Here is a 19,998-nt window from a genome sequence, read left to right as displayed (position 1 = left end):
ACGGATTCGCTACTTTTAGATAGCGAATCCGTTTTTTAGTATTATTTAAACACAATATAGAAAATAACCGTTTGATTACTGTGTCGTAGTGCCTTCTTACTGAAGATATCAGCTGCTTCACCATATGCACGCCCATCAGATCTCCACGTTTGGACGATATATTTCTTACCTAGTTTGATTTTTACAGGTGAGAAAGCATTGAATGAAGAAGCTGCTCCCTCCGTATCATCCCATTTGATTTTAGGAAAGACAAAATTCCCTGTTGAAACACTGCCATTGGGACTTGCCATATTCATCCTTAGTTCCTTTGGCAAAACCCCTTCATCCGCATTAGATAATGTACCCCAATTAAAGGAACCGCTTATGCCGCCTTTCTCCATACCTGTTTCAAAAATAAGCTCATGCTTCTTCCGCTTGTCCTTCTCATAATAATCGATATATGCCGAAATATATTTCGCCTTCGAATTAAATAAAATCTCTCCACTAGAAGCAAACAACAGCGAAACTGGCCCTTCCACTTTTTTGTCCGCTACCTTTAAATGATCATCCGGAAGCCCGGCGATTTTATCTCCTTGAAATGGCCAGAAATTCATGTGTTTGCAGTAGATCAGCGCAGCTAAAACAATAATAATGATGATGATGCTTCCAAGGACCACTATCCCGATTTTTCTCTTTTTATGTGATTTCAATCCATTCTCCCCTTTTTTTCTCTATTATAACATTTCCCGGGTAATAAAAAAGGCTGATCCCTAATTAAGGATCAGCCTTTTTTTATGCTAATTGCTCATATGCTTCTTTCACATTCACAAACAAACGGGAATATGGTTCAATGCCGGTATATTTTGTGATTGCTTTATCTACGCCTTCTTCTTGAATCATTTTCTGCAAGGCAACCGCTTCTTCATCTTCGGGATTATCAAAATGAAGGGCTGCTGCGATCGCATCAATGAGTGCTTTCGGTGTTTCATGGAAAGCTTCTACATATTGATTGGCAGGTTTCACGAAACGATCGTCGCCCCCGATCTTGCGGATTGGCGAACGTCCTACCCGCGTCACGTAGTCCGAGATGTTCGGGTTTTTGAAACGTTTGATGATCTCTTCAATATAAGCTTGATGTTCTGTATGGGAGAATTGGAATTTCCGTTCTAAGAGCGCACCCGTTTCTTCTAGCGCACTGCGAACGGCAAACAGGATCTGTTCATTATGGATGGCAGATTCGATCGAGTCGATTTTACGCATGAAACCAAAATACGCTGTAACAGCATGGCCTGTATTGACGGTAAAGAGCTTCCGTTCGATATAAGGTGTTAAGTCATCTACAAAAGTAAGACCATCAATTTCCGGCAGATCAGCTACTTGTTTTGGACGTTCTACTTTCCACTCATAAAACGGTTCTACTTTTACTGTGAGCGGATCATCATTCGTCTGATTAGGAACGATACGGTCTACCGCTGCATTTGGGAAAACGACATATTTATCGGCATACTGCTTGGTTTCATCATCTAACTGCTCATACACTTTTTCTTTCAAAAATGCGGAGCCACCGATCATATTCTCACAAGCGATGACAAGTAACACATGTTCATTGCCGACGCGTTTTTGGATTCCTGCCGCTAATGATTTAGCAATGATCGCCAGTACATTCGGTCCAACTGCGGTAGTGACTATATTTGTAGAAGCGATCGTATCGATCAAAGCTGCTGCTTCTTTCGCACTGTGCAATGCCGTTACACCAGAAACAGGAATTACTTCTTCTGCTTCGTCGGCAAGTACGACTTCATAGCTTTGTCTTTTTTTCAATTCATCGACTAATTGTTCATTGACATCTGCGAATACGACTTGGTAACCTGCTTTGGAAAGCAACAGACCGATAAAGCCACGGCCGATGTTGCCTGCGCCGAAATGCAATGCTTGCTCTGCCATTATAGGTCACTTCCTTCAAAAAGATCGATGACTGCTTGTGCAGACTTTGCGTGGATGATTTCTGCAACATTCTCCTCTTCTGAGCAAACGATCGCGATGTTGGATAATACATCTAAATGTTCACCGTCAGCGCCAGCAATACCGATCACGACTTTCACTTCATTCCCGTCAAAATCCACGCCTTCTGGTACCTGGATGATAACGATCCCCGATTCATTGATCAGCTCGTTGCTTCCTTCTGTACCATGTGGGATCGCTACTTGATTCCCAATAAAAGTGGACGTCAAAGCATCACGTTCGATCATTTTTTCGATATAAGCAGTTTGGACATAGCCTTGTTCTACTAATAATTCCCCTGCAAAACGGATTGCTTCTTCTTTATCTGCAAAAGTTTGGTTCAATTTAATGTCTGTTTGTTTTAATTCCATGGTTAATTCCTCCAATACTAGGCATTCAGAAACTGGTTCAGTTTTTGAATGATAAAGCTTGTAATCAAACTGCTGTCTGCGGACTCCAAGATGCGTGTCGTCTGTTCACTTTCGATCAGCATCGCACTGATATAGCTCATAACTTCTAATCCTTGCTGCGGGAACTTTTCCGGTGCAAGTAAAACAACAAAAGTACTTGCGTCCATGTTCTCTCCGCCCATCGCAGGGACAGTCATTTTATTCTCTAACGGAAAAATTTGAAAAATCGGCGTCTTCACTTCGGAATTACGGGCGTGAAAGAGTGCTAAATTGGTTCCCGTGATCCCGAACCCGCTCCACTTCTCTCTGGAAAGCAATGATTTGATAAGCATTTCCACATTCATTTCCCGATCCTTTTCCATGATCCGCATACATAATGCCCGAAGTGTATCTTCCAGATCCGAGCTGTTTCCCTCGATCGGCGAAACTTGGAAGTTATTTAAAAGATCAATGATGGTGGAAATATAATACTGTTTATTTTCCAGTCGGTGGACGGTTTCTAAGATCGTAGTCTGCCGATTGATCTCTTCTTCGTCTGCATGACGGTGGTAGTTTGCTTGTTTTTCATTCAGAAAGACTTCAATCTCCGAAACTTCCCGCTCCGTCAACATTGGTGAAACGAAAAAGTAGGGGAAATCGACATTTCCAAGGTCAATCGTAGAAATGATCACGTCATAGTTTTCTTTTTTCATTTGCAACGGCAATTCAAAGAGCGAGACCGTCTGCAGCTTTTTCAGTGCTGGGATCGCTTGTCTTAGCCTTGTGACCAACATTCTGGAAGTGCCGATCCCGCTGGCACAGACTACGATGCCTGAATAAACTTTTTCCTCATTGCCTTGTAGGATCGCCGCACCGAAATGCAGGACAAGATATCCGATTTCTTCGTCCGGGACGTTACCACTTTGATAAATTTCTGTAAATGCTGCTTTGACAATATCAAACAGCTCAGGATAGTCCTGTTTGATCGATTTAACTAATGGATTATGGATACGCATATTTTCGTGTAAACGTCTCAGTGTGGGCCTTAGATGCGCTGTCAGACCTTTTAGCAACGTTTGCTGGTCTAAACGGCGGTCGATCTTTGCTTCTACGCTTGTGATCAACTGCTTGGCAACGGTCACCGCTTGGATATGTTCATTACCTGTAAAATCGCCGCTGTCATAATGGAGCGCCTTTGCTCCGCGGATATGCATCGTTACCAGTCCCGCTTCCCCGTCCGGAACAACCTCTGCTTCCATTTCCAAACATTCGGCAATGATCTCTTTCGCTGTTTGAAATTCCGGATAGCGTTTTGCATTTTCATTCCGTAGCTCATAAATAAAATGTCCGGCAAGCATCCGATCGATCGAAATAACGATATGGATCACTAAACTGATATAGGCATCATCCGTGATCTGATACTCTAATTGCTGCCGCCAGTTGCGTAAGACTTTCTCGACCTTCTGGATCAGCTTACGGTCGATCAAATGCAGCAACCGCTCGGAAGCTGCTTGCTTTGCTCCCTCTTCCTCCGGCTGTTCCTGCATCAGACGAAATAGATTTGCTTCTGAAAACTGTTCCCCCAATAGATTCGTGAGCAATGTTCGTTTGGCGGTCTCCGTGCCGATAAGCCTAACGCCCGAGCCACGTTTCCGCTCGATTCGCACGGACTCGTCCAGCTCTTCTTCCATTTTTGTTAAATCATTGCTTACGGTTGCTACCGTTACCCCTAAATCGTTTGCGAGCGCAATCAGTTTTACTGCTTCATCGCTCTTCAAAATCGTTTTTAGTATATACTGCTGACGTTCCAGCGGCGTATATTCGTTATAAGAGAGATCTAATAACTGCCATTTGAAAGCCTGTTTATCGGCTTCATTACCCTCGATCGTGAGAATCGTATTTTCGCGCTGCAGTTCTAAATGGAATCCCTGCAGGGTCGTTTCGATCTCTTTCAGATCTCTTCTGATTGTTCGTTCGCTCACAGACATATAATCAGCTAGCGCGCTTGTTGTAATGGCTTCTTTTGACGTCAAGATATACTCCATGATCAATCTGGCGCGCGCTGACATATACATTTATATTCTCTCCTTCAATGAACTACTGATTATTTTTGAGTTCCTCAACAAGCTCATCGTACTTGGAACTGTTTAGGAAATTTTCTACAGATACGTGATAAGCTGTCGGTAATTTTTCTTTCGCCCGAGGAGTAAGGTCTTGGTGTGTCACGACAATATCCGCATTATCCGGCAATTGGGAGATCGCCGTATTTTTCACTTCGATATCTAATCCTGCTTTTTTGATCTTATTGCGAAGGACACTTGCTCCCATCGCACTTGATCCCATACCTGCATCACAAGCAAAGATGATGGATCGCGGATTAGTAGGCAATGTGTTTTGCTCCGTCACCTCAGCTACTGTTGTTGCTGTTTGAGAAGGTGTCATTGCCTTTTTACCCTTCATTTCGTGCATTTTGCTTTCTGCTGCTGCTAGATCTGTGTCCGGTTGTTTAGATGTTTTAAGCAGTAAGGAAGCTACTAGGAATGAAACGAGTGCTGCGAGCACGACTGCTAGGATTACACCAACATAGTCTGTTCGTGCCGTCATTGCAAGTACTGCTAGGATACTACCTGGTGATGCGACCCCGACAAGTCCCGCATGGAATAAGGAAAGTGTTGCGATACCAGTTACCCCACCGGCCATTGCTGCCAAAATAAGAATTGGTTTCATCAAGATGTATGGGAAGTAGATTTCATGGATACCACCTAGGAACTGGATAATGATTGCTCCTGGTGCAGTTTGTTTTGCTGTACCTTTTCCAAAGAAAGAGTACGCAAGCAGAATACCAAGACCTGGTCCAGGGTTAGCTTCTACTAAGAACAAGAGTGATTTACCAACTTGATGCGCTTGATCGATCGCAATCGGACTAAGCACCCCATGATTGATAGCATTATTTAAAAATAGTACTTTCGCTGGTTCTACGAATAAACTTACTAACGGAAGTAGATGGACACTCATCAATCCTTCTACACCAGCTGCCAAAATATTATCTAGCCCCTCAACAGCAGGACCAATGACGATTAGAGAAAGAATTGCTAGAATCCCGGATAAAATCCCTGCTGAGAAGTTGTTAACAAGCATTTCAAATCCTGCTTTGATCTTGCCTTCCCAAAGTTTGTCTGTTTTTTTCATCAGCCATGCTGTAAGCGGACCTACAATCATCGCTCCAAGGAACATTGGAATGTCTGTACCGACGATAACACCCATCGTTGCCATCGCACCAACAACCCCGCCTCGTACGTCATAAACTAACTTACCACCTGTATACCCAATTAAGATTGGTAATAAGTATTTGATTGTCGGATCTACTAATTTTGCAATATCTGCATTTGGCCACCAGCCTTTAGGAATGAAAATCGCTGTGATCAATCCCCAAGCGATAAATGCGCCGATATTCGGCATGATCATACCACTTAGGAAACTACCGAATTGCTGGATCTTAACTTTAATGCCACCTTTTTCCCCACTCATGGAAAATTTCCTCCTCTTTGGTTTTCCTTTTTATAAATCGATCTATCTTTTGAAAAATCGTCTGCGCATACAATTTTTCATAGGCACTGCCTTCTCCTATATTGTAATAACAGTGCAAGCGCTTTCGCAATATAAAGTAAAGCTTATTTTGTCCAAAGCGGGGAGGACAAATGTAAAATAACATACTTAATGTGTTGGTATCTCTACAAAAAGACGGACAATAATTATTGTCCGCCAACTAGTAAAACTGTAAGTTATTATTGGAATTCTTTCATTTTTGATCAACTATAGGAGATTTCAGGGTTACTTTAAGAGTGACACTTAATGCAAAACCAACGGAATGATCACACTTGCCATGATCGCTGTCCCGGCCATCGTTACCAGCGCGATTCCGCCTTCTTCTTTATTCAATGCCATTGAAGCATTCGTACCGAAGATGTGCGCCGCTGCTGCCATTGCTACGCCGCGGGCCACAAAGTGATGGATCCGCATCCAGTTCATGATTTTATGTCCAAAACTAAGTCCGATGCAGCCAGATAAGATCACCGCGATCGAGGTCAGCGCGACACTTCCGTTTGTTTCTTGTGAAATACTCATCGCGACGGGAAGCGTCACATTTTTCTCCCAAAGTGAATGAACGATGTCTGGACTGATTGGCAGTACAAAGCTCAGTAAGTAGGTTGCTGTCAGCGAGATACAAATGCCGACGGTGAAACCAGCTACTACAAAGGGAGCGAATTTCCAAACGATCCCACGAATCTGATAAAGCGGAAAGGCAAAGGCGACAATGGCAGGGCCTAATGTGAAATTAAAAAGTTGGGTCGCATGCAGGTATTTCTCGTAGTCGATATGACCGAGTAACAATACGACCATCATCATTGCACTAACAGTAAAGAGCGGCAATGTGAAAACAGATGGTTTCCGTTTATGAAACCATACACCGATCATAAAAAGAATAATCGTTAAGAGAAAGAGCGCGCTATTTTCTATCATTTTAAGCCCTCTTTCCCATGATTTCGTTTATAAAAAAATTTAACAGCCAATTGGGTGAACCAACCTGCTGTGAAAAAAATGATCATCGAGGAAATAATCAGTTCTAGTAAAATAAAAATGCCGTGATGCAGAAATAACGGCCCATAATTGATCAGACCTACCACGACTGGTACAAAAAGAATCGGCATAACGGAAAGTAAAAAGCTGGAACCTGATCCTACCCAATGAGCAGGAATGATTCGGAGACATAGGCAAACAAATAATAGAATCAATCCGATCAGACTCCCTGGAATAGAGATGTGGGTCAGCCACTGGACACCATTACCAAGCTCATAAAAAATAATGAGAATAGCAAATTGAGCAACCATTTTTACCCCTAATAAAAACGTTGCTTGGTATTTTTTTATCATTCTTAAAAACTCCTTTGATTTCGCTATCTCTATTATATCCAGAAACCAGTGTTATGAAAACAGTTTTCATTACTACCAAATGATAACGTCACAGCAAAAAAGCGGTCCATTAACGACCGCTTTGTGGTTTATCTCGTTCTCACTTCTTATAGATGCGCTGCTTCTACCAGCTGATAATCCGTTCTCTTTTCAAACTGAGCCACTGCATAAGAACAGACTGGCACGATTTTCTTTTCTTCGCGAATCGCTCGAATAACGGATAATTCTACCAATTTGGCTGCCAGACCACGTCCTCTAGCTGCTTCCACGACTACAACACTGTCGATGGTAAAAATATCTGGCTTTGGAAAGCTAAGACTAGCTGTCCCAATGGTTTCTCCTGAATCATTTACAACATAGATCTTATTCGCCGCTTCTCTGAATTCCATTACGATTCCTCCTAGCTTTTTCTATATTATGGTTCCCATTTCTTGTAAAAGTCAAACGAAAAGATATTTGACTTATCAGACAATCATTGAAATAATAAAAGATAACTTAAAATCGAAATCAGAAAGGATGTTAGGTGAAAAAAATGGCATTTTATTTTGAAGAACCATCACGTACTTTTAGTGAATTCCTGCTTGTCCCTGGATACTCTTCCACGAACTGTGTCCCTACGAATGTAGCCCTTAAAACTCCCGTAACAAAATTCAAGAAAGGACAGCAGCCGGAGATCAGCATGAATATCCCGCTTGTATCTGCCATCATGCAGGCTGTATCGGATGATGAAATGGCGATCGCACTTGCCAAAGAAGGGGGCATTTCCTTCATTTTTGGTTCCCAATCGATCGAATCAGAAGCAGCAATGGTCGCCCGAGTGAAAAATCACAAAGCCGGTTTCGTGCTAAGCGATTCCAATATCCGTCCTGATCAAACACTACAAGATGTGTTGGACTTAAAAGAAAAAACCGGTCATTCGACAGTCGCAGTGACCGAAGATGGTACTTCCACAGGAAAACTGCTTGGTATCGTTACGAGCCGCGATTACCGTATCACCCGCATGCAGTTGACAGAAAAAGTTGCTGACTTCATGACGCCTTTTGAAAAGCTAACGACAGCGCATAAAACAACGACGTTAAAAGAAGCGAACAACATCATCTGGGATCATAAACTAAATGCTCTACCATTGATCGACGACGATCAACATCTTGCTTACATCGTTTTCCGCAAAGATTATGATTCTAATAAGGAAAACACATTGGAATTATTGGACAGCTCGAAACGCTACGTGGTAGGCGCAGGGATCAATACTCGTGACTATGAAGAACGCGTGCCTGCACTTGTAGAAGCCGGTGCGGACGTGCTTTGTATCGATTCTTCAGAAGGACATTCCGAATGGCAGAAAATCACATTAGATTTTATCCGCAAACAATATGGTGATCGAGTGAAAGTAGGCGCAGGGAATATCGTTGACCGCGACGGCTTCCGTTTTCTAGCAGAAGCAGGCGCTGATTTCATCAAAGTCGGTGTCGGCGGTGGCTCGATCTGTATTACTCGGGAACAAAAAGGCATTGGTCGCGGTCAAGCTACGGCATTGATCGATGTTGCTAAAGCCCGTGATGAGTATTATGAAGAAACTGGTACTTATATCCCGATCTGTTCTGACGGTGGCATTGTGTACGATTATCATATGACCCTTGCTTTAGCGATGGGCGCTGATTTCTTGATGTTGGGACGCTATTTCTCTCGTTTTGATGAAAGTCCGACCAACAAAGTAAACGTAAATGGCACTTACATGAAAGAATATTGGGGCGAAGGTTCCAACCGTGCCCGCAACTGGCAGCGTTATGACCTCGGCGGGGACAAAAAGCTTTCCTTTGAAGAAGGCGTTGATTCTTACGTCCCTTATGCTGGCTCGCTCAAAGACAATGTCAATACCAGCCTAAGCAAAGTAAAATCGACCATGTGTAACTGCGGTGCTCTTTCGATTCCAGAGTTGCAGCAGAAAGCAAAGATCACACTCGTATCCTCTACATCGATCGTAGAAGGCGGAGCGCATGATGTGTTATTGAAAGATACCTCTAATAATTTATAAAACGCAAAAAAGAAGCAGCCCACTGATAGCTGCTTCTTTTTTCATATCTTAATTCAATATTTCCACTTCCGCGATCGCACTTTCAATATTTTGACTGATTTGGAAGGCTTCTACCTTCGCTCCCCGAACGGCATCATTCGGATTGATAGAAACAAAATAATATCCGGAAGCGGAGGCGAATGTCCCATAATCTTTCCCGCCGACTCTCACAATCACATACGCCCGCGGACTAGCGGTACCGGAAATATTATCTGCCCCAGCGCGAACCGTATTGATCGTTGGTTTTGCCGGATAGATTTGGATGAACTTCCGCTCTACATGCTTGGAAACTGGATCAACAGCGGTAATCTCGACGTTTTGACCAGCTTTATATGTTTTTGCGATCATGATTTGGAAATAACCTTCACTATCTGCATTCCCCTGATAGACGCGATCATTGATACGAACTTTTATTTCCGCATTAGCGATCGTTTTGCCAGTTATCAAACCATCTTGGTCTGTCACCATATTGATTCCCAGTAGAAACGCGCCTTGCACGACTGTGGTAATAACTTCTGTGCTTTTCTGACCATCTTTTGACGCATAGATCAGTACATAAGTCCCTGCTGGATAAGCCTTATCCAAACGCAGCGAAAATTTTCCGCTATTGTCGCTGTAACCCTCATATTCATCTGTCCCGACTTTCGCGATCAGCTTAACATTTGGATCAGCCGTACCAGTGATCATAGTATCCTCGCTGCTTACTGTATTAACCGTTGGAGCGGTGATCGTTTTTGCCCCTTCTAAAACCACGGCGGTTGTGACCGAACTTGTGGCTGAACCTTTTTTGCTGTATGCTTCTACCTTTGTACCTGCCGGATAGGTCTTGTTCAGTTCGATCGTAAATGCCCCTGTGGTGGCATTAGGATACGCATAATATGATGTCGTTCCCATTTTCAGATAAACGATTTCTGCATCTTTTGCGATCCCCTTTACCGAAACATCCTTATCCGTAATATTTTCCAATGTTGGTGCTATCAATTTTACAGGCGCCTCACTGACAGTGATAGTCGTTTTTAGGCTTTGGTAATTTCCCCGCCTGCTTTGAGCAGTTATTTTCGTTCCCGCCGGCAATGTCCGATTAAGCGCTACGGTAAATTTACCAGTCACTCTATCCGGATAGCCCCAGTAAACAGCATTGTCGATGTAGATTTCGACACGATCTGCTTCTCTTGCTGTCCCGCTTATGGTCGTATCATTTTCGGTGACCGGTTCTAAGTATGGTGCCGGAACTGCTCGTGGATCTTTTTGTACATATAAAGAACTGGAAGAATAGAAACACGAATTACAAGAAACTTTGATCCATGTATTTACCGGCAGATGACCGCCGATATACCATTCATATCTCCCTGCATTATCAGCTCGGACTTTGTAAACACGCCCGGCTATTTGAATACTCACTGTACTTCTTGCCGCAGCGCTTCCTGTGATATATGTACTCGTATCATAAACCGGATCGATCTTCACTTTCAGAAAGGTACGAGCTGTTACTTCTGCAGCTTCTGCTTTTAGTGGTTTGTCGATAAAATGCACAGCAGTCATTATAACTAAAAGCAAAACGATTCGAAGGAACCATTTTTTATGATTTTTCATTTTCAAACTCCCTTTCATTAGAAAATGTCACGGCTTTCGCAAGCCGTGGCATTTTAATGTTTTTTTAGAAGACCATAACATCCATTCCACTAGAAGTAATGTTATTAACAACAGAAGTTACATTGACGATATCTCCAAAATCAAGCGGCGTATTCAAGTTTATAATGAAGTTGCCGTCTGCATCTGCGGTCGTTTCATATTTATCATTTCCATTGACCGTAAGCGTTACTTTTGCCCCTGGATCCAGTTGACCGGAAACAGCGCTGTCCCCGTTACGTGGTGACATGGAAGTAGGGTGTCTCGGCATTACAACTGCATGAGCAACTTCCGTGCGGTCATCTGCGTCTTTCGCAAAGACTGTTACTGGAAGTCCTACCTCATACGTACGGTTGAAATCAATAGTGAATTCGCCGTTATCATCGGAATATCCTTCATAGACACGATCCCCGATCTTCACTTGATAATAACTGTTCGGACGTGATGTTTGTCCGTCAGCTGATTCATCTTGGCTCGTGATCTCTAATAGTTCCACTTCTAATTCTGTGCTGCTCAGCACTTTGGATTTGACGCTTGGACTAGTGTTATTTGCTTTGTCCGTCGCGGTCGTTTCAATAATCGTTCCTGCTTTATAGGTGTTGTCTAGCTTGATTGAAAAATCGCCATTTTCGTCCGCCACCGTTTCGTAACGACCAATGACTTTGTCTTTATCAGAAAATGTTACACGGACGGTAGCACCTTTTTCCGTTTTCCCTGTAAATGTTCTTTCATCGTCTTTCAGTACAGCTACGGCTGGTGCTTCCGGCGCTGTAGTATCTGTTATCGTGAAGGTTGCTGCATCGCTCTCTATGCCAGAATTTCCTGTAGCAATAACGCTGCCTTCTGTTCCCTCTGGATAAGTTCGGTTTAGCTGGATGACAAAGTTGCCTTTCTCGTCTGCTTTTCCTGTGTAAACCGCCCCATTGATCGTTACTTGGATATTAGCATTTGCTTCCGCTGTACCCGTAAGCTGTTTGTCAGAGTCGCCTACTGTATTCACTTGCGGAACGGCTGTTTTCACAGTTCCTTTGACTGTCACTACCGTTTCTTCACTGCGTTTTTGGTTCTTATCGATCTCTACGACTGTGATCTTAGTAGCTCCTGGGAACTGACGTTTCAAGTCAATTGAGAAAGTTTTATCATTTTCCACTGTTCCTTCAAATTTTTGATCGCCGATTTTCACTTCGATCTTGCTCCCTGGTTTAGAGCCCTTACCAGTCAAAGTGCTGTCCTGGTCGGTGATCGCATCCACTTGAGGTGCTTCCGGAACAGAATTATCCACCACTTTTACTGTTGTATTCGGGCTGACATTCCCTGCCTCATCAACTGCCACAATATTCAATGTTTCGTCGACTGCCATTTCTTTCGCCAATTTTATTGAAAAAGTGCTTGTTGTGTCGTTGACAACAGAATTGTTGGCAATACCTTGTCCAACGATATCACCGTTCTTGTCGCGAATGATGATTTTTGCATTTGTTTCGGCACTTCCCGATGCAATTTGTTTAGTAAATTCAACATCCTCCGCTTTAGGTGCTTCAGGTGCGATCGTATCTTTTGCTGTTACTTCTGTAGGATCACTTTCTAGCCCTTCGCTGTTGGTTTGTGTGACGAATACTTTCTCGTTATGCTTCAATTTATGATCGATACCCACCATAAAGGAATTATCGGCAGCTACCTTACCTTCGCCGATCACTTCTTGGGCTTCATTATAAGCACGGATCGTGTTCCCGCTTTCTGCCTTACCTTTTAAGACTGTATCTCCGGCTTCCGGTTGTGTTACAGTTGGTTTTTCGACTGTAACGTCAACGATGCCATTGTCGCTGTCCGCGATATTACGTCCAACCATCAGAAAGACATTCGTTACTTTCGGCGCTGTGAATTCCATTGTAACGACATACTCCATATCTTCTTTCGCAACTATCTTCTCTTCATATAAGTTGCGGACGTTCGGCGCATTGGCTACCGTTTTCTTCGTTCCGTTAAAATCAACGGTCGCTACTGCTTTCCCAGTTGTCCGAATACCGTAGTACCATTTCAGGTTATACGTATGATTTTTTTTAAATTTGAAAACTCGTTGCGCTTTGAAAGTCGCATCGATGTTAGCAAAGTTTACATATGCTTGCTTCAATGTTTCTGTCGGACTCTTTGATTCGACATCTTGTAAAAAGATCTTATCCAGTGGAATGTTCAGCTTGCTTTTATAATGCAACACCTGCCAATTCTTGGCGATATCATAATCATCTGCTGCCAGCAACTGTGCTTTCTGCGGCAGTTCCATTTGCATAAATGCTGGTGTTGAAATTGTCTTCGATGCTTTTTCCGCTGCTGATGCTTCCACTCCCATCCCATGATTGAAAGTCAGCAAACAGCCAGCAACTACTAGGCTAGCTAAGCCTTTTTTATATACGTTTTTCATCTTCATTCTCCTTTTTCATCCCTAATTTTTTTCTTCCATGTAATTAATCCGGTTCCCATCACTACCAAACCGATAAATAGAAACAGATCCCAAGTGCTATCTCCGGTACTAGGCAATAAGTGACTGGAATCTTGCTTGCCCGGTTTTTTTGCAGGCTGTTTCGCGTCGCCGGTAGTGTTAGTGGAAATATCCGTGCGCTTTATCGGTTTCTTCCCGCTTTGCCCGTTCCCATTGGACTCATGTTTATCAGGATCCGGCTTTTTCGGGTCTTTTTCATTATCCTTTTTGCTTTCCTTCTCGTACTGATAAATGACCGATTGCGTATCTTTCGTAAATATTCCTGTTTGATTTTTCGGAATACCAGTTACTCTGTAGCCCTTCAGTTCCTTAGGCTGAGCTTTATACTCTGCTCCTAATTTGCCGGTAAGAATGACTGGAACAGCAATTTCCTTCCCTTGCTTGTCTAAAAATTTGACGATGACATTGCTATTTTCCGTTGGTTTAACTGCTTTATACACTACTTTTATGATTTGATCCTCTGTTTGGAAAATTCCCATGCTGCTTGAGATATGTGTTGCTATGTATCCCGGAACAGCTTTGATTTCTGCTTGGAAAGCCGTATTGATCTTACCCGTTAGAATTTTATCCGCAGCTACTTGTTTGCCTTGTTCATCGACATACTTGATCGTTACTTTCCCAGTCGTTTTCTTTTCTTCTTTAACTGGTTCATAAACATAGCGGACGATTTGCGCGGTTTCTGTTATCTTGCCTTTTTCCTTTCCGACTACTTCTTTAAGTTTGTAATTTGGGATTGCCCGCGCCATGCAAGTATAAGCATCACCCACGTTACCCTCGACCACTTCGCTGTCTGCTATTTTTTGATTATCTTCGTTGACATAATGTGCAGTCACAGGTTTTCCTTTTTTGATGACCTTGATACCTTTAGAACCATCTGGATCAACGTCATAGCCTACCATTAGAAAGACATTCGTTACTTTTGGTGCCACGAAGCTCATGGTGATCTTATAATCCATATCCGCCGTCGGTGTGATCGTGTATTCATAGACATCCCACGGCTCTTTGCTAGATGTGAAAGTTTTACCGTTAAAATCAACGGCTGCAGTGGCTTTTCCTGTTGTCACCATGCCAAAGCGCCATTTGAATTTATAGGTCACTCCGTGTTTGAGCGGCAGCGTTTTTACTGCTCGAAACTTTGAGTTTCCGATATTCGCAAAGTTCAGGAAAGCGCGGTTGATTTTCTCTTCCCCGTTGCCAATATCTCTTTTCGCACCAGAGTCTTCAATAAATACCTTGTCCAAAGGAATATTTAAATCACTCGTGTACTCCTCTACATCCCAGCCCTTTGCGACATCAAAATCATCTGATGCTGCGAGCGAATCAGCCGGAAACAATAATAATACGGCGATAAAAGTAACTAGGATCGCTGCTCCCCATTGGTATTTTTTGCTTTTCATCTTCTTTTCCTCCCTTGCTGCCTTATTGTTCTGTGTCTGGAATTACGGACTTTCTGCACTCACCTCCTTTCCTTCTATAGATAGAACCCTTTCGAAAATGCTAAAAATTCTTGCATCTCCTCCAGATCGATCAGCATCTTTTTCTTATCCAAAATAAATTTCTCATCAAAAAGATGCTTGCACACTTTGGAAAATGATGTGGGATCGATCCGGCAATAATTTGCTAATGTCGTATTATTGATACTGCTGGGAAACTGATAATAGCCCTCATCGCTTGCCCCAAGTTTGTGTGCTGCTTCCAAGAGTCCAATGATCACTTTATCTTTTTGGTATTTTCCTTTACCGCCTTCTTTCATCATTAATTGATAGAGTCTTTCTGCCATGCGCTTCGTTAAATATTCCATAAACACTGGTCTGATAGAAAGATAATCCAGCAAAAATTCACCGTCGATAATCCTGACATTGCAGCGGTCAAACGAATAGCGATAAATGTTTTTCCTGCTGTGCTGCGGCAAAAGCAGTTCATCAAAACCAATCAGATCTCCCTGTTTATGAAAATCGAGTACGCGCTGTCCCTCCTTTCCCATATTCACAAATGTTCCCATGTACCCTTCTTCCAAATAGAGTACTTGCAAAGAGCTGTTTTTTTCTGTAAAGATCATTTTGTCCCGTCCATAAAACTTTTTCTTTATCAATGTACTGCTACACGCATTATTTTCTAACTCTTCCACGATTTGAGCGTGCGAGACATTGTCTTCTAAGGAAACTCTATACATGTTTTCACCTCTTTGAATTAAAATTAGCATAATTCTGTACATTTATAATTGAGAATTTACAACTAAGGAGAAGACTTTGTGAATTTTTCGTAACATTTGCTGACCAATTATTGAAAAAGTTTATTCTTCATAATCTTATAGAGCGCTTTCCGATAAAACGCATTACCACTTATTTTTTTCACAAAGTTAAGGGATTTTAGGGAAAAATTCTAAAAATATCTTGTATTTATCGCCCATTAGAAGTAATATGAATTAACAAATATAATTTTCGGGGAGGTTTTATCTATGGTAGAGACATACGCAGATTCTCAAAGACAGCTGACCCAAGAAAGTATTTTTACCGCTTTTACTCGTTTATTGGCTACAAAAAAATTTCATGAAATATCTGTTACTGAGATCACTCGTATTGCTGGTGTATCCCGGATGGCCTTTTATCGAAATTATGCTAATAAAGAAGAAATCGTTACAACTTATCTTGACCGTTTGTTCCAGGTATTTTTTGAAAAAATAAGCAAGGATAACGTAATCGATCATTATTCGATTTTTTACGCGTACTTTGAATATATAAAAGCGAATATGGAACAGATCACATTGTTCTTGACGACAGAATTATCCGACCTTGTCTATGAAAAGTTTCAAACCTTCGTAAATAAAACCCAGCAGCTGTTATTCACCCATTATCCAGAGGATGAATTTTGTCCATTTGTAAGGGAATATTCGGCAGCCGGATTGTTCTCCTTAACTAAAAAATGGATCACTGACGGTTGTACAGGGAATATTGAGAAACTTGCCTTATTCCTCTCTCAACAATCACTCAACTAATACAAAAAAGCCTGCAAACATATTGTTTGCAGGCTTTTTTTAGCGTTATTTTAACTTTGTAGCAGCATACAGCTTTCCACTGGAAACTTGTTTATAAACCTTGCCCTTCTGCTGCGGTAAAAAAATGGAATCTCCTTCATTGATCAGTATGTATGCCTTTTTGTTTTGGGGATCTTGTTTTAAAAATAATCGAACCTTTTGTTTTTTCGATAAGAGCATACTCTCTTCCAGCGCTACTTTTTTTGTTCCTAATTGCTTGATTGAGATTTTGCGACTAGTTAGCTTATTCGCTCCCCGTCGAATTTTTTCTATTTGGAAAGTATGCTTCGTCTTTGGAATGCTGCCTTTTACTGTCTGCGAGCTAGTAACATAGCCGTCCACTATGATCGGGCTTGCTTTCTGTAGTGATTTTAAATTTGGATATTCTTTTATCCAAGTCGCATGCATTCGTTCTGAAAAAGGATGCACGCCTTTTTTCGGCGCTTTGGCATATCTTTTTTTCATGGCTTTTTTGTCTACATTCGGTACTTTCGTAGGGAGCGCTTTGGTCGGATTTGGAAACATGACAGACTTTTTGTTTTTAGTATTATGGGCTAGCCCCATCGCATGTCCATATTCATGGATCGCAGCACCAATATACATTTTTTTATTATAAAACTTGGCGTTTTTAATATGATGATAGCGGTTCAAATATAACTTCGAGGAAACGATATAATTATTATTGGTATTCACGGTGTGAAAAGTTAATCCCAGCCAATTTGATGCTTCCGTTTTAGCATCTATCGTCAACTTACTCTTCTTTGACTGCTTCTTCTTGATTGAAATAACTTTTGTTTTCCGCCATTCCTGCGCACCCTTATTCCATACTTCATTATAAAATTTAATTTTCGTCACACTACGGTAAGTCACATTTTTGCTTCGGTATCTAGTATTGAGCATTGGTGTCTGCGCTTCTGCATGCACCGTCTCAAAAACTGGCAACAGAACAAAAAGAACTACTAATGTTACGCTGATCAATTTTTTCATGTACCTTCCCAGCCCCTCTTTTCTTGTTGAATTTCATTATAAAAGCTTTTCCACTTCTTTTTTGCGGCATTAGCTTACTATCCGAGTTGAAAAAAGACAACTTTGTGTCACGGGACGTCGCGCTCTCTCCCTAAGAAAAGGACTTTCGTCACAATATCGCCACATTTAATACCATTTCCGCCCTCAAAATGGGGTTTTTATTTAGTATAATAACTACAAAGAAATAATTATTACTAGAGAGGCTGGATAATGTGAGAAAAAACATTTTTATCTCGATATTGATTTGTACTATTATATTTATTACCGTAGCACCCCACATCACCTTTGCTCAAACGACGGATCAGCCTGCATCAACAAAGGCAACTGCGGAAGAGTCTATCGATACTTGGATGCCGGATAAGGTCCTTCAAAAAGCAGTTGCAGCAAAACTTGGCATTACAGATGTCAACACTCTCACTAAAGCAGATATGAAAAGAGTTACCGCTTTAGCATTTGCAGAAAGCGATCAGAACCTTTCTTCTTTAGAAGGCTTACAATACGCAGACAATTTATACTACCTCTATATTCCAAAAAGCAATATTTCTGATATTAGTGCTTTAACAAATTTAACAAAAATGAGTATATTGTACCTCATGAACTCTAAAATCCATGACCTTACTCCCTTAGAGAAATTGACTAATATGACCAATCTACACCTTGATGCCAACCCGATCGCTGATTACAGCCCCATACTTTCCTTGACGAAACTAACCGAATTCGGCTCGCGGCACAGTAATTTAAAAGATGTTTCCTTTTTGAAAAATGCTACAGAATTACGCACGATCTATTTATGGGGAAATGATATTTCCGATGTATCTTTCTTGGAAAACATGAATCAGCTCCAATCGTTAGAACTTTCCTATAATAAACTTGAAAACGGCGCTTTAAACACAATTGCTACCCGCACCACTCTACAAACATTGAGTTTAAGCGGCAATCAGCTAAGCGTTGTGACACCTTTAGAAAGTCTACACAATTTAACAAACTTAACCATCTATGGAAACCACATCGCAGACATTTCCCCGATCCAGTCACTTCCGTTGACTACTTTAAACGGCGGTAACCAAACGATCTCGCTTGATAAAATCGCTGTGAAGGGTACAGAATATCTGCAAAAAAGCCCCATCCGCGGGCTAACAAATAACCCAAGCCAGATCGCACCTTATCCTGAAAACGAAAGTACCGGAACCATGGAAGAAAATGCGATCAACTGGACAGATCTTTCTGACGAAGGGACTTTCCTTTCCTATTGGAATGAAACCTACAACGATCCGAACAAAACATTCTCCGGGCAGCTGGTTTTACCTTATGAACGTGCAACCGGAGAAGATGTTACCGTCCGTTACCTGGATAAAGACGGCGAACCAATTGCTGACAGCGTGACGCTTAACGGGAAAATTGGCGATCCTTATACCTCTGAAGCGAAATCGATCGACGGCTGGGAGCTTACGGAAACCCCAGACAATGCAAAGGGCACTTTCTCTGATTCAGCGCAAACAGTTAGCTATATTTATGAGAAAACCGACGCTCAACCGGTCACCGTTCGCTATCTCGATAAAGACGGGAATGAGCTAGCGAAAGATACTATTCTAACTGGCAAGATCGGCGAAGAATATACATCTGAGCCTAAATCGATCGACGGTTGGGAACTTACGGAAACCCCGGACAATGCAAAAGGTGCTTTTTCCGACTCGGCACAAACAGTTACCTATGTTTATGAAAAAACAGCTGCACAGCCAGTCATCGTTCGCTATCTCGATAAAGACGGGAATGAGCTAGCGAAAGATACTATTCTAACTGGCAAGATCGGCGAAGAATATACATCTGAGCCTAAACCGATCGACGGTTGGGAACTTACGGAAACCCCGGACAATGCAAAAGGTACTTTTTCCGACTCGGCACAAACTGTTACCTATGTTTATGAAAAAACAGCTGCACAGCCAGTCACCGTTCGCTATCTCGATAAAGACGGGAATGAGCTAGCGAAAGATACTATTCTAACTGGCAAGATCGGCGAAGAATATACATCTGAGCCTAAATCGATCGACGGTTGGGAACTTACGGAAACCCCGGACAATGCAAAAGGTACTTTCTCTGATTCAGCACAAGTCGTCCACTATATCTACAAAAAAACTACGTCTGGTCCTGACGATCCCAAAAAGGATACAGTACCTAAAAAACAAAAACCAGCAAACAAAAAGCAAACATCACCAAAAACAAATACTCATACCAGCTGGCATTTGATTATTGATCCAAAATCAGATATTACCAAATCTGTTTCTAAGCTACCAACGACTGGCGACAAATTGCTAGATACCGTTTTATATAGCTTTGGAGGCTTACTTTTGATCATTATCGCCTTCTTACTATTTAAAAAGCGTCGAAAAAATTAATCAAAAATA

Annotated in this window: 16 protein-coding genes; 3 read left to right on the top strand and 13 right to left on the bottom strand. The window is 41.9% G+C overall.

All coding sequences use genetic code 11. The features are described from left to right. Positions 1-41: 41 nt before the first annotated feature. From EL241_RS00415 to EL241_RS00380, 8 genes are all read right to left on the bottom strand, one after another. Positions 42-689, bottom strand: a complete 648-nt coding sequence (locus EL241_RS00415; RefSeq protein WP_036105151.1) for a hypothetical protein — start codon at positions 687-689, stop codon at positions 42-44. A gap of 82 nt (positions 690-771) precedes the next feature. Beyond that, positions 772-1,923 (bottom strand): mannitol-1-phosphate 5-dehydrogenase, encoded by a 1,152-nt coding sequence (locus EL241_RS00410; RefSeq protein ID WP_036105153.1) that lies wholly within the window; start codon positions 1,921-1,923, stop codon positions 772-774. Beyond that, positions 1,923-2,351 carry a PTS mannitol transporter subunit IIA gene (locus tag EL241_RS00405; RefSeq protein ID WP_036105155.1) on the bottom strand — a complete coding sequence of 143 codons (429 nt, stop codon included), beginning with the start codon at positions 2,349-2,351 and terminating at the stop codon, positions 1,923-1,925. The genes EL241_RS00410 and EL241_RS00405 overlap by 1 nt, the downstream gene beginning before the upstream one ends. A gap of 17 nt (positions 2,352-2,368) precedes the next feature. Next, on the bottom strand, positions 2,369-4,444 hold the full coding sequence (locus EL241_RS00400; protein WP_036105157.1) for a BglG family transcription antiterminator: 2,076 nt from the start codon (positions 4,442-4,444) through the stop codon (positions 2,369-2,371). Positions 4,445-4,466: 22 nt separating this feature from the next. Then, positions 4,467-5,897: a PTS mannitol transporter subunit IIBC gene (locus EL241_RS00395; protein ID WP_036105159.1), complete on the bottom strand. Its 1,431-nt coding sequence runs from the start codon at positions 5,895-5,897 to the stop codon at positions 4,467-4,469. Positions 5,898-6,218: 321 nt separating this feature from the next. Further along, positions 6,219-6,890 (bottom strand): LrgB family protein, encoded by a 672-nt coding sequence (locus EL241_RS00390; protein ID WP_003756640.1) that lies wholly within the window; start codon positions 6,888-6,890, stop codon positions 6,219-6,221. Then, positions 6,887-7,300, bottom strand: a complete 414-nt coding sequence (locus tag EL241_RS00385; protein WP_036105160.1) for a CidA/LrgA family protein — start codon at positions 7,298-7,300, stop codon at positions 6,887-6,889. Before EL241_RS00385 ends, EL241_RS00390 begins: the two co-directional genes overlap by 4 nt. 146 nt (positions 7,301-7,446) lie before the next feature. After that, positions 7,447-7,728, bottom strand: a complete 282-nt coding sequence (locus EL241_RS00380; protein ID WP_003756644.1) for a GNAT family N-acetyltransferase — start codon at positions 7,726-7,728, stop codon at positions 7,447-7,449. Between the two features lie 143 nt (positions 7,729-7,871). On the opposite strand from EL241_RS00380, the gene EL241_RS00375 reads away from it, so the two are divergent. Then, positions 7,872-9,374, top strand: a complete 1,503-nt coding sequence (locus EL241_RS00375) for an IMP dehydrogenase (protein WP_036105162.1) — start codon at positions 7,872-7,874, stop codon at positions 9,372-9,374. 48 nt (positions 9,375-9,422) lie between these two features. Here EL241_RS00375 and EL241_RS00370 read toward each other — a convergent pair whose 3' ends face one another. From EL241_RS00370 to EL241_RS00355, 4 genes are all read right to left on the bottom strand, one after another. Beyond that, positions 9,423-11,006: an Ig-like domain-containing protein gene (locus tag EL241_RS00370; RefSeq protein ID WP_036105163.1), complete on the bottom strand. Its 1,584-nt coding sequence runs from the start codon at positions 11,004-11,006 to the stop codon at positions 9,423-9,425. Positions 11,007-11,070: 64 nt separating this feature from the next. Continuing rightward, positions 11,071-13,458, bottom strand: coding sequence for an Ig-like domain-containing protein (locus tag EL241_RS00365; RefSeq protein ID WP_170166129.1), 2,388 nt, complete (start codon positions 13,456-13,458; stop codon positions 11,071-11,073). Positions 13,459-13,460: 2 nt separating this feature from the next. Then, positions 13,461-14,933 (bottom strand): MucBP domain-containing protein, encoded by a 1,473-nt coding sequence (locus tag EL241_RS00360; protein WP_126320250.1) that lies wholly within the window; start codon positions 14,931-14,933, stop codon positions 13,461-13,463. Between the two features lie 74 nt (positions 14,934-15,007). Beyond that, entirely contained in the window at positions 15,008-15,709 is a 702-nt protein-coding gene (locus tag EL241_RS00355) for a cyclic nucleotide-binding domain-containing protein (RefSeq protein ID WP_036105177.1), read from the bottom strand. A 285-nt stretch (positions 15,710-15,994) separates the two neighbouring features. On the opposite strand from EL241_RS00355, the gene EL241_RS00350 reads away from it, so the two are divergent. Continuing rightward, the gene (locus tag EL241_RS00350; protein WP_052009117.1) at positions 15,995-16,531 is read left to right on the top strand and encodes a TetR/AcrR family transcriptional regulator; all 537 of its coding nucleotides are present in this window, start codon (positions 15,995-15,997) and stop codon (positions 16,529-16,531) included. A 45-nt stretch (positions 16,532-16,576) separates the two neighbouring features. Here the strand turns inward: EL241_RS00350 and EL241_RS00345 are convergent, their stop codons facing one another. Further along, positions 16,577-17,557 (bottom strand): matrixin family metalloprotease, encoded by a 981-nt coding sequence (locus EL241_RS00345; protein ID WP_126320249.1) that lies wholly within the window; start codon positions 17,555-17,557, stop codon positions 16,577-16,579. Between the two features lie 251 nt (positions 17,558-17,808). Between EL241_RS00345 and EL241_RS00340 the strand changes: the two genes are divergently transcribed. Then, entirely contained in the window at positions 17,809-19,989 is a 2,181-nt protein-coding gene (locus EL241_RS00340; protein ID WP_126320248.1) for a MucBP domain-containing protein, read from the top strand. Positions 19,990-19,998: the final 9 nt, after the last annotated feature.

Source organism: Listeria grayi, assembly GCF_900638015.1.
GTDB lineage: Bacteria > Bacillota > Bacilli > Lactobacillales > Listeriaceae > Listeria > Listeria grayi.
This window is presented reverse-complemented; position numbering and strand designations above follow the sequence as displayed.

Excerpts from the sequence above, each read along its gene's own strand:
- EL241_RS00410 (WP_036105153.1), bottom strand. The coding sequence starts at position 1,923 with ATGGCAGAGCAAGCATTGCATTTCGGCGCAGGCAACATCGGCCGTGGC.
- EL241_RS00405 (WP_036105155.1), bottom strand. The coding sequence starts at position 2,351 with ATGGAATTAAAACAAACAGACATTAAATTGAACCAAACTTTTGCAGAT.
- EL241_RS00400 (WP_036105157.1), bottom strand. The coding sequence starts at position 4,444 with ATGTATATGTCAGCGCGCGCCAGATTGATCATGGAGTATATCTTGACG.
- EL241_RS00395 (WP_036105159.1), bottom strand. The coding sequence starts at position 5,897 with ATGAGTGGGGAAAAAGGTGGCATTAAAGTTAAGATCCAGCAATTCGGT.
- EL241_RS00390 (WP_003756640.1), bottom strand. The coding sequence starts at position 6,890 with ATGATAGAAAATAGCGCGCTCTTTCTCTTAACGATTATTCTTTTTATG.
- EL241_RS00385 (WP_036105160.1), bottom strand. The coding sequence starts at position 7,300 with ATGATAAAAAAATACCAAGCAACGTTTTTATTAGGGGTAAAAATGGTT.
- EL241_RS00380 (WP_003756644.1), bottom strand. The coding sequence starts at position 7,728 with ATGGAATTCAGAGAAGCGGCGAATAAGATCTATGTTGTAAATGATTCA.
- EL241_RS00375 (WP_036105162.1), top strand. The coding sequence starts at position 7,872 with ATGGCATTTTATTTTGAAGAACCATCACGTACTTTTAGTGAATTCCTG.
- EL241_RS00370 (WP_036105163.1), bottom strand. The coding sequence starts at position 11,006 with ATGAAAAATCATAAAAAATGGTTCCTTCGAATCGTTTTGCTTTTAGTT.
- EL241_RS00365 (WP_170166129.1), bottom strand. The coding sequence starts at position 13,458 with ATGAAAAACGTATATAAAAAAGGCTTAGCTAGCCTAGTAGTTGCTGGC.
- EL241_RS00360 (WP_126320250.1), bottom strand. The coding sequence starts at position 14,933 with ATGAAAAGCAAAAAATACCAATGGGGAGCAGCGATCCTAGTTACTTTT.
- EL241_RS00355 (WP_036105177.1), bottom strand. The coding sequence starts at position 15,709 with ATGTATAGAGTTTCCTTAGAAGACAATGTCTCGCACGCTCAAATCGTG.
- EL241_RS00350 (WP_052009117.1), top strand. The coding sequence starts at position 15,995 with ATGGTAGAGACATACGCAGATTCTCAAAGACAGCTGACCCAAGAAAGT.
- EL241_RS00345 (WP_126320249.1), bottom strand. The coding sequence starts at position 17,557 with ATGAAAAAATTGATCAGCGTAACATTAGTAGTTCTTTTTGTTCTGTTG.